The organism is Vibrio sp. Isolate33, from assembly GCF_022397895.1.
Taxonomy (GTDB): domain Bacteria; phylum Pseudomonadota; class Gammaproteobacteria; order Enterobacterales; family Vibrionaceae; genus Vibrio; species Vibrio pomeroyi.
The window spans coordinates 40,704-53,280 of the sequence record NZ_JAKEUP010000011.1 but is presented as its reverse complement, the minus strand read 5'-3'; the positions used below and the strand labels follow the sequence as shown (position 1 = coordinate 53,280).

Here is a 12,577-nt window from a genome sequence, read left to right as displayed (position 1 = left end):
TCACCATAATTATTACAAGTTCTAGCGTTGCAAAAGAGGTTTAATTTTCTTTTCCACTGCTTCACGAGCTCGGAAAATACGCGAACGTACGGTTCCTACAGGGCAATCCATTACTTCTGCAATCTCTTCGTAGCTCAAACCTTCAAGCTCACGCAGCGTCATTGCAGTTTTTAAGTCTTCTGGCAGCGCTTCAATCGCTCCAAAAACGACTTGTTTCAATTCTTTTGACAGCGTTAAGTTCTCAGGGTTCGATATTTCTTTTAACGCGCTGCCTGTTTCGTAATATTCAGCATCTTCTGCATCTACATCTGTTGCTGGCGGCCTGCGGCTCTGGGCAACAATATGATTTTTAGCGGTGTTCACGGCAATTCGGTATAACCATGTATAGAAGGCACTCTCGCCGCGAAAGTTAGGTATCGCGCGGTAAGCTTTAATAAAAGCTTCTTGTGCTACATCAGGTACATCACCGGAATTATTCACGTATCGAGAGATAAGATTACAAACTTTGTTTTGATACTTAACCACTAGTAAGTTAAATGCCTGCTTATCTCCACTCTGAACTCGCTCAATCAACACTTGATCGGTTAGCTGCTCGTTCATTCGAGCGGGTACTCCTATTGTTATAACCCTCACCTTCACAGATATGGGTACTAATTATGCGAAATGTAGTATTGACACCACCGTCTACAAGAGCACTATTGTGACTAAGCCAAATACCGAAAGTTCCAACTTTCTTAAAATTATTTGCCATTATTGTTTCACAATGTGATGTAATAAAAATAGCTATCCCTATCAATTTGGGGAAACCTTAAGCAAAAGCAATGGTATTGAGCAATTAAATATTTCTAGATAGCTGTCTATATATTGATTTTGCGTAGCGTTTTAGGATGACTCTGGGGAGATTATAACAGTCTTACCGCAAGTCCTAAAACAAGACAAAGTCAATTGAGAGTGGACAACTCGACTATAGCCCGGGATTTAATAAGTTTTATGAACGCAAACCGTGAACATCAGTGTGATGTATTAGTGGTAGGAAGTGGTGCGGCAGGCTTGTCATTAGCCTTACGCGTAGCAGAACATGCAAAAGTAATTGTATTAAGCAAAGGACCACGCAGCGAAGGATCGACGTATTACGCACAAGGTGGTATCGCCGCGGTGTTCGATGAGTCGGACAGTATTGAGTCTCATGTAGAAGATACTCAAATTGCTGGGGCTGGGTTATGTGAAGAAGATACAGTTCAATTCATTGCTGAAAATGCTAAAGAGTGTGTGCAATGGCTAATTGATGGCGGTGTTCCATTTGATAAAGATGAGAACAGCACCGAAGGCCAGCCAAAGTATCACCTTACTCGTGAAGGTGGACACAGCCACCGCAGAATTCTGCACGCTGCCGATGCCACTGGCATGGCGATGCAAACCTCACTGCAAGATAATGTAAAGAATCACCCAAACATCGAGATCTTCGAACGCCACAATGCGTTGGATTTGATCACTGAAGATAAGGTTGGTGGTTCGAAAGACAAAGTTATCGGTGCCTACATTTGGAACCGCAACCAAGAACACGTCGAAACCGTGCGCGCTAAATTTGTAGTGTTAGCTACTGGCGGCGCTTCAAAGGTTTACCAATACACGTCTAACCCAGATGTCTCTTCAGGTGATGGTATTGCTATCGCTTGGCGTGCAGGTTGTCGTGTGGCGAACCTTGAGTTCAACCAATTCCACCCAACTTGCTTGTTCCACCCAGAAGCGCGTAACTTCCTACTAACGGAAGCATTGCGTGGTGAAGGTGCGTACCTGCGTCGTCCAGACGGTTCTCGCTTCATGAAGGACTTCGATGAGCGCGGTGAACTGGCTCCTCGTGATGTGGTTGCTCGTGCAATTGACTTTGAAATGAAGCGCTTAGGTGCTGATTGCATGTACGTTGACATCAGCCACAAGCCTGAAGAATTCATTACAGCGCACTTCCCTATGATCCACACTCGTTTGATGGACTTGGGCATCGACATGACCAAAGAGCCGATTCCTATCGTACCTGCAGCCCACTACACCTGTGGTGGTGTCATGGTCAATAAGCAAGGTCAAACCGACCTAGCAAATCTGTATGCAATTGGTGAAGTGAGCTACACCGGCCTACACGGCGCGAACCGTATGGCTTCAAACTCACTGCTTGAGTGTGTGGTTTATGCATGGGCAGCAGCCAAAGACATCGTCGAGAATATCGACCAATCTCAGCTGTGTGCAGAACTACCAGCATGGGATGAAAGCCAAGTCACTAACAGTGATGAAGAAGTTATCATTCAGCACAACTGGCATGAGCTGCGTCTATTCATGTGGGATTACATGGGTATCGTACGTACTGATAAACGTCTTGAGCGCGCAATGCGTCGTATCCAGATGTTGCAGCAAGAGACTCACGAGTATTACAGCAACTTTAAGGTTTCAAACAACCTGTTAGAACTGCGTAACTTGCTACAAGTCGCTGAACTAATGGTTCGCTGTGCAATGCAACGTAAAGAGAGCCGCGGCCTTCACTACACGTTGGATTACCCTGAGCTTGCTGAAGACAGCGGCCCAACCATTCTGACACCAGAGAAAAGCCAGTCTTAATCTTGATAGATTGATAGATAAAATGCGAAAAAAGGGAGCCTAGTGCTCCCTTTCTTTCATCTGCAGTCATTGCTTTCAGCCTGATATTTTGATTTCTCTAACCAGTTCGTTGCAGATTCGCCAAGAAATGTCGATATTCACGATCACAACAGCTATCCCGCCACAACAAGACTGAGTGCCCACATTCAAACTGTAATTTAATAAAGAATTGCGCCCAGATCTTATCTACGGATTTTAGAATATAGCGTCGGTCATTCAATCGAATCTCACCATCCTCTTTATAATCAAAACGGCCATGGGCACTATTCAAAATCAGATGGTTGGTTTGAAACAGATGAATCAGCAGTGCCAAGCAATAAAGGCTGACAACAAGTGGAATAGAAGACAAGACGATGAAAAACAAAAGGCACCCGAAAACAGTGCCTTTTGCGAATAATGCGGAATATGAAGGGTTAAGCTTGAGCTTAACGAACCTTGCTGAGGTTGTGTGCGACAATTTTATCAACCATTGATGCATGGCCTAGGTTTTCACTGCGTCCGTGTCCCATCACCCAAGTAAACAAATCTGGGTCATCACACTCTAATAGAGAAACAAACTCGCGCTGTTCCTGCTCTTGCAATGAATCAAAACACTCTTCGAAAAATGGCATGATGACTACATCAAGTTCTAACATGCCGCGACGGCAACCCCATTTAATTCGTGCTTTCTGCTCTGCAGTGTACATTGGCTATCCTCACCTATAATTTTTCTTTCTCGGAGTGTAACAAGTCATACGCTCTGCAACTACTATGTGAGTCACAGTCCCTATCTAAGCTCACAAAAAAACCTAGGCTGACAAAGAAACAGAACAGGATTAACATAGAGCCAAATAAAATTCTTAGGAAAGATAAAATGGATTGGAAAAACACATTTCAGCCGCACGCTCATACGCAAAATGACTCGCTTCCAGAACTGATGATGACACACGTGTCAGATTGGAGTGCAATTACCATGGTAGGCGATGACAAAAAATCGTACCTGCAAGGTCAAGTAACGTGCGACGTCGTGACTCTTCCTAATGATGAATCCACATTAGGCGCACACTGTGATGCAAAAGGAAAGGTATGGAGTATCTTCCGTTTGTTCCATCACAACGGTGGCTACGCACTCATGCAACCTAAATCTGCGATTGAAGTCGAGCTCGTTGAAATCAAGAAGTACGCGGTATTCTCTAAGGTCGATATCGAGCAAACGTCTGACGTTGTTATCGGTGTGATGGGTAAGTCTGCTAATCAATACATTGATTCTATTTCAGAAAGCCAAGGTAATGTACGTGCTATCTCTGGTGGTACAGCCGTTCTAGTATCAGATAACCGCTGGGCTCTACTTGTGACTGAAGAAGCCGCTGAAGCCTTAGTCTCAAACAGCGCTGCAGAGAAAGTATCAGAAGCGTTGTGGCAGTATCATGAAATTCTTGATGCTCAGCCTAACCTATCGAAAGCAGAGCAAAACGAACACATCCCTCAAGCGCTTAACCTACAAGCTATTGGTGGTATCAGCTTTTCAAAAGGCTGCTACACAGGTCAAGAAACGGTTGCTCGTGCTAAGTACCGCGGCATGAACAAGCGTGAGATGCGCATTGTGTCGGGCACAACTGCGGACGTATTGTCTCTAGAGAACCCTATTGAACTAGAGCGCAGCGTAGGTGAGAACTGGCGTGGTGCAGGTCGACTATTAAACGTCTATCAATTTGCTGATAACCAAGCGATTGGTTTGATGGTATTGCCAAACAACCTTGATGACGATGTCCAACTTCGATTGACTGCACAGCCTGATCAAACATGGAACATCCTGCCACTGCCTTACAGCCTAGAAGACGAATAATCGCGTGGAAACACTGATTACACAATGGCTGGATCAACAGCAGGTGGACTATCGCCTGCTGATGCAAAACAAACCTACCACCAGCATCGAAGAAACCGCGCAAGAACGAGGCATCGACGCCTCTCAAATGGTCAAGTGCATCCTGCTCAAGGATATGGGCAACCAATATGCATTGGCCTGTACAGCTGGCGATCGCTCTGTCGACCCCAAGAAAGTGCGCTCGGTGTTGAATTACCGAAGAATGACCTGTGTATCACTCACCGATGTGGAATCCATCACCGGCTTTAAGGTTGGTTGTGTCGGTCCGCTTGCTCTAAAGAGGCACATGCCGATCATTTTTGATCCTTCCATTCAGAACAACTCAACCGTGACCATTAGCTCTGGTGATCGAATGGCAGGCGTTGCACTTGATCTCGAGGATCTTATGGCGTTATGCGCGCCAATCGTTGCAGAGATCAGTCGATGAGCCACTCTAAGACGTAATTGATCGCAAACCTTCTTCAAAGTTTTCATTAGATACATATTTAGTGTGAAGCTCGTCATAAGAAAAACACGCCAACATTAAATAGTTAATCAAAATTAAAGCATAAGTAGTCATAAAGGAAAATCTGCGTTATTGTGAATTTACTGGCTAGCCTTTAGGCAAATCAGTACAAGTGAATCCACTGAGTAACATCAGTATCCACTTTTGTGTAATGCATCTGTGACTATTCGCCCGTTTTAGACGGGCTTTTTTTATGTCTAAAATTTACAATTTGATTACACAAACAAAAAAATCCCGCCTATTCTTATACTTGTAACATTACCACTGCTTAATACCGGACAGGAAAGTTCACAGCAGTTCACGACTCAGTATTATTTTGGGGAGGAGCTCACGTAAAAATAGATATTTACTGTAGAAAGTGCTTAGAACAGCACAAATATCTAATTAACGTCATCGCTACTGCATATTACTCCATGCTTATCACAATTATTATCTCGGAGTTTTTCTATAATGTGCAGGCTAGGTAAATATAAGGATAATTAAGAATGAGACTGTTTAAGCGCTATACACCGAGTATGATTGCTAAACATGTAAGTCGACTTTTCAAAGGACGAATCTACATTTACGGCGTAGGGAAATTTGAGTTTGATAACGGCAAGCTAGTCCTGCCAGATCGAGCAGAGAAGCGCCACTTTAAAACAGTGAAAGAAATAAATAGTGAAATCATGAAACTGCGCTGTGCTTACGCATAATCTGATTATCTAAAGAATTCAAAACAAAAAGGGTTGGCATGTGCCAACCCTTTTTTCGTTCCCATAACGCTAAGAACTGCGCTCAAGCGTTAGTTCAGGTGACTAATCACCTGAAAATTAAACGACTAACGATGAGTCACAGGGCGCTTTGCTAAATCAGGCAGGTTGCCCGCAAGGCCAAGTGCTCGCTTCATGATCTCATCTTTCGCACCAGGCAATTGACCCGCAAGCTTCATACCGATGCCACGAATCAGCTTCTTAGCCGGGTTATCGCCTTCAAACAGATCTTTAAAGCCCTGCATTGAAGCAATCATCTTCGCCGCTTCTGCTTTTCTCCAGCGCTCATAACCACGTAGATTACGCTTGGTACCAATGTCTTCACCAGCAGCCCACAGCTTTAACAGCTCTTGCGCTAAACTTGCAGCATCTAGTAAGCCAAGGTTCACGCCCTGCCCTGCTAGCGGGTGAATGGTATGGGCAGCATCACCGACCAAAGCCACACGCTCAACAGCGAAGTCTCGTGCGTATCGCATGCGCAGTGGGAAAGCAAAACGGTCACCGACGACTTCGCACAATCCAAGCTTTGAATCGAACTCTGCCGTGAGCTGCTTATTGAATTCAGCATCCGACATGGATACGAGATTCTCGGCACGATTCGGCTCAGTCGACCAAACAATCGAGCTCATGTTGCTCGGTTGCATTGGTAAGAATGCCAGTGGACCTTGAGGTGTGAATATTTGACGTGCAACACTGTGGTGCGGTTCTGTGGTTTTGATGTTCGCGACAATTGCGCTGTGTCCGTAATCCCAATGTGTTAATGGGATATCTTGCTGCTTACGAACCCAAGAATTTGCGCCATCCGCACCGACGACTAACTTAGCGGTCAATGCTTGGCCGTTGTCTAGAGTTAGCCATGCTTCACTTTCGCCAATTGCCATTGTTTTGCATGTCGCAGGCATATAGAGGCTGACGTTGTCTTGCTTCTTAACCTGCTCAAGCAACGCTAATTGAATCACACGATTCTCAACAATATGACCTAGATTAGGCTGTGCCAAGCGTGTTGAGTCAAACTCAATACGAGCAAAGCTATCTTGTTCCCATACTTCCATCGCTTGATACGGTGCAGCACGTCTTTGTTCAATGCCTTGCCATGCGTCTAGATTACGCAGAATCACCTCGCTAGAGCGGCTTAATGCCGACACACGAACATCCGGTAATTCATTCAGACCTTCGCTAGGCGCTTTACCCTCAATCACGGCAATTCTTAGATCGCTATCTTTCAATGCAGCCGCGAGCGCTAGGCCAACCATGCCACCACCAACAATCGCGATATCAACACTTTGCATCATTATTTATCTACCTTATCTTTCTACTAGGCCAAGCGTATGACGCAAAAGTGGACCTTTAAATGGTGGAAGGTTATCAATTACGGCTAACCCAAGATTACGCCCGATACGAGCAGTCAAAAAATCGTTTGAGAACAGATGAACGAGGCTTGATGTCAGCGTAATCGTCGCGCCTCTGTCTTGTTCTCTACGTTTTCTAAAGTTAACAAGACCAGTGTAACGACCGACATCGTCCAACTGAGTACACAATTCTTCCGCTAAAGAGGCCACATCACGAATACCAAGGTTAAAACCTTGCCCAGCAATTGGGTGAAGGGTTTGAGCGGCATTGCCTACAATCGCGAATCGATGAGAGATATTTTGCTTACGATGACGAAGAATCAGTGGGTAGCTTGCACGCTTACCAACCTTTTCTAGTCGACCTAATCGCCAACCAAAATCGCTCTGAAGCTGTTCAAGGAATTCGTCGTCGTTGAAAGCCATAACTTTATCGGCTTGCTCAGGCGGTAAACACCAAACCAGAGATAAACGGTTATCGCTCATCGGCAATAGAGCAACCGGCCCATGGTGGGTAAAACGCTCAAACGCTCGACCTTGATGAGGTTCGCTCGCCACGATATTGGCAATCACAGCAACCTGTTCAAAGTCATGCTCACTCAATGAGATATTGAGTTCTTGGCAGCAGGTTGAGATTGCACCGTCCGCCGCAACCAGTAACTTAGTCGTTATGGTTTGGCCACTGTTGAGGTCAATAGTCGTCAGTGATTCACTGCGTTCAATTTTCGCCACTGAGTCAGGGCAAAGCATCGTAATTGCCGCCTCTGATTCCAGCTTCTGCTGATAGATTCGACCTACATCCGCTAATTCGACCACATAGCCAAGTGCATCTACAGCCAATTCTTCACTATAGATATCCGTCATTCCGGCATGCCCACGATCTGATACATGAATATCTTTAATCGGGGTCGCGACAGGAGCGATAGATTGCCACAGGTGCAATGAATCAAGGATCTGGACCGTGCCATAAGACAAAGCGATCGAACGAGAATCAAACCCAGGGTGAGCTTGATGATCAACCTGATAAGGCTCAACGACCGCAATCGACAACGAACCTTGACTTAGGTGATTCAGAGCTAGGGCTAAAGTTGCCCCCGCCATTGCACCACCAGCAATTACAACATCATATTGAGCCATCATAACCTCAAACCGACAAACGATTAGTGAATGGTTGGCGCCGCATCTTCAGATGGGCGTGCACCAAATTCAGCATGAATCGTTAATGCACACGCTTTTACGTGCTCAATAACGTGTTCTAGAAGTTGTGCTTGCTCTTCCAGATCATCTTCTTCGTCAATGCCTAGCTTCGCCATCTCTTCAAGATCAGCTAATGCTTCTTTAGTGCCTTCAGACGCTTTGTTCAATTGAGCGCCGACAAGACCTAAACCAGAGATGAAATGATTAATCCAATCAGACACACCATCAGCAAGATCAAACACGCTCGCGCTTGCATCTTCGTCTGGCAGTAGCATGGACAGTTTCATGCCTGAGCCTGTGATTTCGCTGGTTGTGACTTTCAGTGTTGCTTCCGCTAACGTTAGCGCGCGATCTGGCCAGCCCATCCCTTCGTTGGTGTAATCGAAGATAAGTGGTTGCCAGCTTTTATCTGCAAGGTTTAAGCCTCCGCTTAACATACCCGTTAATAAACCATGCATCTCAGCAGGGGTTACGGCTAGACTTGCCGATTGAAGTTCAGTCGCAACCGTTAGGTAGTCAGGTAAAGTAGTTTCGCTCATCAGATAGCTCGCTCAGTTATTCTTTATATCGATAGTATAATCGTACCACTTCACCCCAATTCTGGTAAGCATCGATCCCTAGCAATTGAAGGATGACTGACTACCAATTGTTCAATTTGCTGAATTACTGTGTGCTCAAGCTCTCATTTACAAACAGTCACTCTGAAAAGCTTGAATCTTAATAGCGGTTTACCTATAGTTTCTCCCTCAGAGGAGATTGCTTCCTCATCGGTACTTGCACTTTTTCTTTCTCAAAAAATGGCGAAGGGCAACAGCCTTAAAATAGCGCGTTAAAGAGTTCATCCATCATGAGTAATCAAGCGGTAGACGTTGAAATATTAGGAAAACTGACTCGAGTAAATTGTCCACCTGGGCAAGAAGAGTCATTGATTGCAGCGGCGGCCGATCTTGATAATCGATTGAAAGAGATGGCTGAACGTACTAAGGTAACCAATGAAGTGAAGCTGCTGACTATCGCAGCTCTGAATATTTGCTACGAATTACAAACCAAGAAGTTTGAAGCAAATGATGAACAAAACGCACTGACCGAGCGAATGGAACAGCTCACGACATCACTTTCAGATGTCCTCAGTAAAGTTAAGCACGGACAGCAATAGCGTACACAAAATTTACCCTGGAGTGTTTGTCAGAGGATTCACGTCCCCGAGCCGATAAGCAATCCCTAAGGGTTAGTACTTGAGTGCTATTGAGCATGCTCGGTCCGCCGAGAAGCCTACGGTAATCATTGCTGATCCGCCTTGAACTCGCTGGTTCAAGGGCCATCTATTCTCAACGGCACTTTGGGGTATCCCTTCTTATGAAGACGCTCACACGCAGCGAATTTCGCAAACAGATCCGTATCAAACGTAATGCCTTGTCTGGCGAACAACAAACTCAATCCGGTTTAGACCTAGTTAAGCAGTGCACGCAGCTTGATGAGATTCAGTCTGCTCAGCATATTGCTCTTTATATTTCGATTGATGGCGAGCTCGATACCCAGCCTTTAATTGAATGGTTATGGTCGCAAGGTAAGCAAACTTATTTACCAGTATTGCACCCCTTCTCTGCCGGACACCTGTTATTTCTGCACTACTCTCCAACCACCTCTACAGTTTTAAATAAGTACGGCATTGTAGAACCCCAGCTGAATCAAATGTTGGTAAAACCTTGTCAGCAACTCGACCTCATCCTGACGCCCCTTGTCGGCTTTGACTCTCATGGTCACCGCTTAGGAATGGGTGGCGGATATTACGATCGCACCTTAGCGAAATGGTTCGAGACTGGCGAAGGCGCAACTCCAATTGGTTTGGCCCACGATTGCCAACATGTCGATACCTTACCGATTGAAGAATGGGACATTCCCTTACCTAAAATCGTGACTCCGAGTAAAACTTGGCAATGGGAAAATGACCATTAAAGCGCTATAATCGCGCCGCAAACGTTAACCTCGATATAGAAACGTTAACTCAATATCTAAACGTTAACTTCATCATTACGCAAACGATTAATTCAAAGCGCAAGACCTTATTCAGGAGAATGGCATGACTCAAGATGAAATGAAAAAAGCAGCTGGCTGGGCAGCACTTCAATATGTTGAAGAAGGCAGCATTGTAGGTGTAGGTACTGGCTCTACAGTAAATCACTTCATCGACGCACTAGGCACAATGAAAGACAAAATCAAAGGTGCGGTTTCAAGCTCTGTTGCTTCAACCCAACGACTAGAAGAGCTAGAGATCAAAGTGTATGAGTGTAACGATGTCGCTAAGCTAGACATCTATGTTGATGGCGCAGATGAAATCAACCCAACTCGCGACATGATCAAAGGCGGCGGTGCTGCTCTGACTCGTGAAAAAATCGTAGCGGCTATCTCTGATAAGTTTGTGTGTATTGTTGACGGCACTAAAGCAGTTGATGTGTTGGGTAAATTCCCACTGCCTGTTGAAGTGATTCCAATGGCGCGTTCATACGTTGCACGTGAACTAGTAAAGCTTGGTGGTGACCCAGTTTACCGCGAAGGTTGCACAACCGATAACGGCAACATGATCCTAGACGTGTACGGCATGGCGATCGAAAACCCAAAACAACTAGAAGATATCATCAATGGTATCGCTGGTGTGGTGACGGTTGGTCTGTTCGCTCACCGTGGTGCTGATGTGGTTATCACTGGCACGCCAGAAGGTGCAAAAATCGAAGAATAAATAATAGAAGATTGAGTTTTTCTGTTACTTCATTACATACGGTGCCCAAGGGCGCCGTTTTTTTTGCTTTATACCTGTAAAATTATGTCTTATTCCGTAATTTTCTTACCCAAAACATTTTTTTTTTGTTACTTTATTGTTCAGAAGACGCACAGGGAAAACGTTTGTCTCCTAACAAAGTGGTGAATTTGTTCCCCTTTCAGCCATTTTGTAGCACGTGCGCCGCATTTGCCCAACCTTTCCATTTTAAGGACGAGAACAATGGCCAAAGTTTCACTGGAAAAAGAAAAAATAAAAATTCTACTTCTAGAAGGTCTTCACCCTTCTTCTGTAGAAGTACTGCAAGCTGCTGGTTACACAAATATTGAGTACCACAAAGGCTCGCTACCGGAAGATGAACTTCTTGAAGCAGTTAAAGATGCTCACTTCATTGGTATCCGTTCTCGCACAAACATCTCCCAAGAAGTGATTGATGCGGCTGAAAAACTGGTTGCCGTCGGTTGTTTCTGTATTGGTACTAACCAAGTCAACCTTCAAGCAGCAGCAAAGCGCGGCATCCCTGTGTTCAACGCACCGTTCTCAAACACTCGAAGTGTTGCTGAGCTAGTTCTTGGTCAGGTTCTATTGCTACTGCGTGGCATTCCAGAAAAGAACGCTCTTGCGCACCGTGGTATTTGGAAAAAGAGTGCAGATAACTCTTACGAAGCTCGTGGTAAGCGTTTAGGTATTATTGGTTACGGTCACATTGGTACTCAACTGGGTATTATTGCGGAAAACCTTGGTATGCGCGTTTACTTCTACGACATCGAAAACAAGCTGTCTTTAGGTAACGCAACGCAAGTTCACACCATGACGGAACTGTTGAATAAGTGTGATGTGATCTCTTTGCACGTCCCTGAAACCAACGAAACTAAGAACATGATGGGTAAAGAAGAGTTCGAGCGCATGAAGCCTGGCTCTATCTTTATCAACGCAGCACGTGGCACAGTGGTAGACATTCCAGCTCTGTGTGGCGCTCTAGATTCGGGTCACCTTGCAGGTGCAGCGATCGACGTTTTCCCAACTGAACCAAAAACCAATGCAGACCCATTTGAGTCTCCATTGATGCAGTTCGACAACGTGATTCTTACGCCCCACGTAGGTGGTTCAACTCAGGAAGCACAAGAGAACATCGGTGTTGAAGTGGCTGGCAAGCTAGCGAAATACTCAGATAACGGTTCTACGCTATCAAGTGTTAACTTCCCAGAGGTATCTCTACCACTACACACAGGCACGTCTCGTTTACTGCACATTCACGAAAACCGCCCAGGTATCCTAACTCAGATTAACACCATCTTCGCTGAAGAAGGCATCAACATCGCGGGTCAGTACCTACAGACTGCGGCTGATATGGGTTATGTAGTTATCGATGTAGAAGCGGATCGTTCAGAAGAAGCACTGCTTAAACTGAAAGAGATCGAAGGCACAATCCGTGCTCGTCTACTTCATTAATCATCGAACTCGATATTAGTAAAAACAAAAAGGCTCTCATTA

At 45.1% G+C, this 12,577-nt stretch carries 14 protein-coding genes and 1 other RNA gene; 9 read left to right on the top strand and 6 right to left on the bottom strand.

Annotated elements, in window-relative coordinates; genetic code table 11:
- Window positions 1–21 precede the first annotated feature (21 nt).
- Window positions 22–600, bottom strand: a complete 579-nt coding sequence (gene rpoE, locus L1D37_RS15675) for an RNA polymerase sigma factor RpoE (protein ID WP_008223963.1) — start codon at window positions 598–600, stop codon at window positions 22–24.
- A gap of 390 nt (window positions 601–990) precedes the next feature.
- Here rpoE and nadB point away from each other — a divergent pair, with 390 nt between their 5' ends.
- Window positions 991–2,607, top strand: a complete 1,617-nt coding sequence (nadB, locus tag L1D37_RS15670; RefSeq protein WP_176680453.1) for an L-aspartate oxidase — start codon at window positions 991–993, stop codon at window positions 2,605–2,607.
- 97 nt (window positions 2,608–2,704) lie between these two features.
- Here the strand turns inward: nadB and L1D37_RS24065 are convergent, their stop codons facing one another.
- Both L1D37_RS24065 and L1D37_RS15665 read right to left on the bottom strand, forming a co-directional pair.
- Complete coding sequence (locus L1D37_RS24065) at window positions 2,705–3,124, bottom strand: protein YgfX (RefSeq protein ID WP_345779443.1); 420 nt, start codon at window positions 3,122–3,124, stop codon at window positions 2,705–2,707.
- Window positions 3,072–3,332, bottom strand: a complete 261-nt coding sequence (locus tag L1D37_RS15665) for a succinate dehydrogenase assembly factor 2 (RefSeq protein ID WP_004735374.1) — start codon at window positions 3,330–3,332, stop codon at window positions 3,072–3,074. Before L1D37_RS15665 ends, L1D37_RS24065 begins: the two co-directional genes overlap by 53 nt.
- Before the next feature lie 167 nt (window positions 3,333–3,499).
- On the opposite strand from L1D37_RS15665, the gene ygfZ reads away from it, so the two are divergent.
- The 3 genes from ygfZ to L1D37_RS15650 all read left to right on the top strand — a co-directional run bounded on the left by ygfZ (window position 3,500) and on the right by L1D37_RS15650 (window position 5,707).
- Window positions 3,500–4,471, top strand: coding sequence for a tRNA-modifying protein YgfZ (ygfZ, locus tag L1D37_RS15660; protein WP_239848412.1), 972 nt, complete (start codon window positions 3,500–3,502; stop codon window positions 4,469–4,471).
- Window positions 4,472–4,475: 4 nt separating this feature from the next.
- Window positions 4,476–4,937 (top strand): YbaK/EbsC family protein, encoded by a 462-nt coding sequence (locus L1D37_RS15655; RefSeq protein ID WP_239848411.1) that lies wholly within the window; start codon window positions 4,476–4,478, stop codon window positions 4,935–4,937.
- Window positions 4,938–5,500: 563 nt separating this feature from the next.
- Complete coding sequence (locus L1D37_RS15650; protein ID WP_076678804.1) at window positions 5,501–5,707, top strand: DUF1107 domain-containing protein; 207 nt, start codon at window positions 5,501–5,503, stop codon at window positions 5,705–5,707.
- A gap of 125 nt (window positions 5,708–5,832) precedes the next feature.
- On the opposite strand, the gene L1D37_RS15645 is transcribed toward L1D37_RS15650, so the two are convergent.
- The 3 genes from L1D37_RS15645 to L1D37_RS15635 are packed head-to-tail and all read right to left on the bottom strand — an operon-like array spanning window position 5,833 to window position 8,846.
- A complete protein-coding gene (locus tag L1D37_RS15645) occupies window positions 5,833–7,056 on the bottom strand; it encodes an FAD-dependent 2-octaprenylphenol hydroxylase (RefSeq protein ID WP_239848410.1) in 1,224 nt (407 codons plus the stop codon).
- Window positions 7,057–7,068: 12 nt separating this feature from the next.
- Window positions 7,069–8,247 carry a 2-octaprenyl-6-methoxyphenyl hydroxylase gene (gene ubiH / locus L1D37_RS15640; RefSeq protein ID WP_239848409.1) on the bottom strand — a complete coding sequence of 393 codons (1,179 nt, stop codon included), beginning with the start codon at window positions 8,245–8,247 and terminating at the stop codon, window positions 7,069–7,071.
- A 23-nt stretch (window positions 8,248–8,270) separates the two neighbouring features.
- Window positions 8,271–8,846: a YecA family protein gene (locus L1D37_RS15635; RefSeq protein ID WP_239848408.1), complete on the bottom strand. Its 576-nt coding sequence runs from the start codon at window positions 8,844–8,846 to the stop codon at window positions 8,271–8,273.
- A 308-nt stretch (window positions 8,847–9,154) separates the two neighbouring features.
- On the opposite strand from L1D37_RS15635, the gene zapA reads away from it, so the two are divergent.
- From zapA to serA, 5 genes are all read left to right on the top strand, one after another.
- A complete protein-coding gene (zapA, locus tag L1D37_RS15630) occupies window positions 9,155–9,463 on the top strand; it encodes a cell division protein ZapA (protein ID WP_004735366.1) in 309 nt (102 codons plus the stop codon).
- Between the two features lie 11 nt (window positions 9,464–9,474).
- Window positions 9,475–9,657: non-coding RNA, 6S RNA (gene ssrS / locus L1D37_RS15625), on the top strand.
- Window positions 9,658–9,663: 6 nt separating this feature from the next.
- The gene (locus tag L1D37_RS15620) at window positions 9,664–10,263 is read left to right on the top strand and encodes a 5-formyltetrahydrofolate cyclo-ligase (protein WP_239848407.1); all 600 of its coding nucleotides are present in this window, start codon (window positions 9,664–9,666) and stop codon (window positions 10,261–10,263) included.
- Window positions 10,264–10,387: 124 nt separating this feature from the next.
- Window positions 10,388–11,044: a ribose-5-phosphate isomerase RpiA gene (gene rpiA, locus L1D37_RS15615; protein ID WP_017629565.1), complete on the top strand. Its 657-nt coding sequence runs from the start codon at window positions 10,388–10,390 to the stop codon at window positions 11,042–11,044.
- A 261-nt stretch (window positions 11,045–11,305) separates the two neighbouring features.
- Entirely contained in the window at window positions 11,306–12,535 is a 1,230-nt protein-coding gene (gene serA, locus L1D37_RS15610; RefSeq protein ID WP_123301095.1) for a phosphoglycerate dehydrogenase, read from the top strand.
- Window positions 12,536–12,577 lie beyond the last annotated feature (42 nt).

Bases quoted from the DNA above. Each gene is read 5' to 3' on its own strand.
- rpiA (WP_017629565.1), top strand. From the start codon at position 10,388: ATGACTCAAGATGAAATGAAAAAAGCAGCTGGCTGGGCAGCACTTCAA.
- L1D37_RS15635 (WP_239848408.1), bottom strand. From the start codon at position 8,846: ATGAGCGAAACTACTTTACCTGACTACCTAACGGTTGCGACTGAACTT.
- L1D37_RS15620 (WP_239848407.1), top strand. From the start codon at position 9,664: ATGAAGACGCTCACACGCAGCGAATTTCGCAAACAGATCCGTATCAAA.
- L1D37_RS15650 (WP_076678804.1), top strand. From the start codon at position 5,501: ATGAGACTGTTTAAGCGCTATACACCGAGTATGATTGCTAAACATGTA.
- serA (WP_123301095.1), top strand. From the start codon at position 11,306: ATGGCCAAAGTTTCACTGGAAAAAGAAAAAATAAAAATTCTACTTCTA.
- rpoE (WP_008223963.1), bottom strand. From the start codon at position 600: ATGAACGAGCAGCTAACCGATCAAGTGTTGATTGAGCGAGTTCAGAGT.
- nadB (WP_176680453.1), top strand. From the start codon at position 991: ATGAACGCAAACCGTGAACATCAGTGTGATGTATTAGTGGTAGGAAGT.
- ygfZ (WP_239848412.1), top strand. From the start codon at position 3,500: ATGGATTGGAAAAACACATTTCAGCCGCACGCTCATACGCAAAATGAC.
- L1D37_RS15665 (WP_004735374.1), bottom strand. From the start codon at position 3,332: ATGTACACTGCAGAGCAGAAAGCACGAATTAAATGGGGTTGCCGTCGC.
- L1D37_RS15645 (WP_239848410.1), bottom strand. From the start codon at position 7,056: ATGATGCAAAGTGTTGATATCGCGATTGTTGGTGGTGGCATGGTTGGC.
- L1D37_RS24065 (WP_345779443.1), bottom strand. From the start codon at position 3,124: ATGCATCAATGGTTGATAAAATTGTCGCACACAACCTCAGCAAGGTTC.
- ubiH (WP_239848409.1), bottom strand. From the start codon at position 8,247: ATGGCTCAATATGATGTTGTAATTGCTGGTGGTGCAATGGCGGGGGCA.
- zapA (WP_004735366.1), top strand. From the start codon at position 9,155: ATGAGTAATCAAGCGGTAGACGTTGAAATATTAGGAAAACTGACTCGA.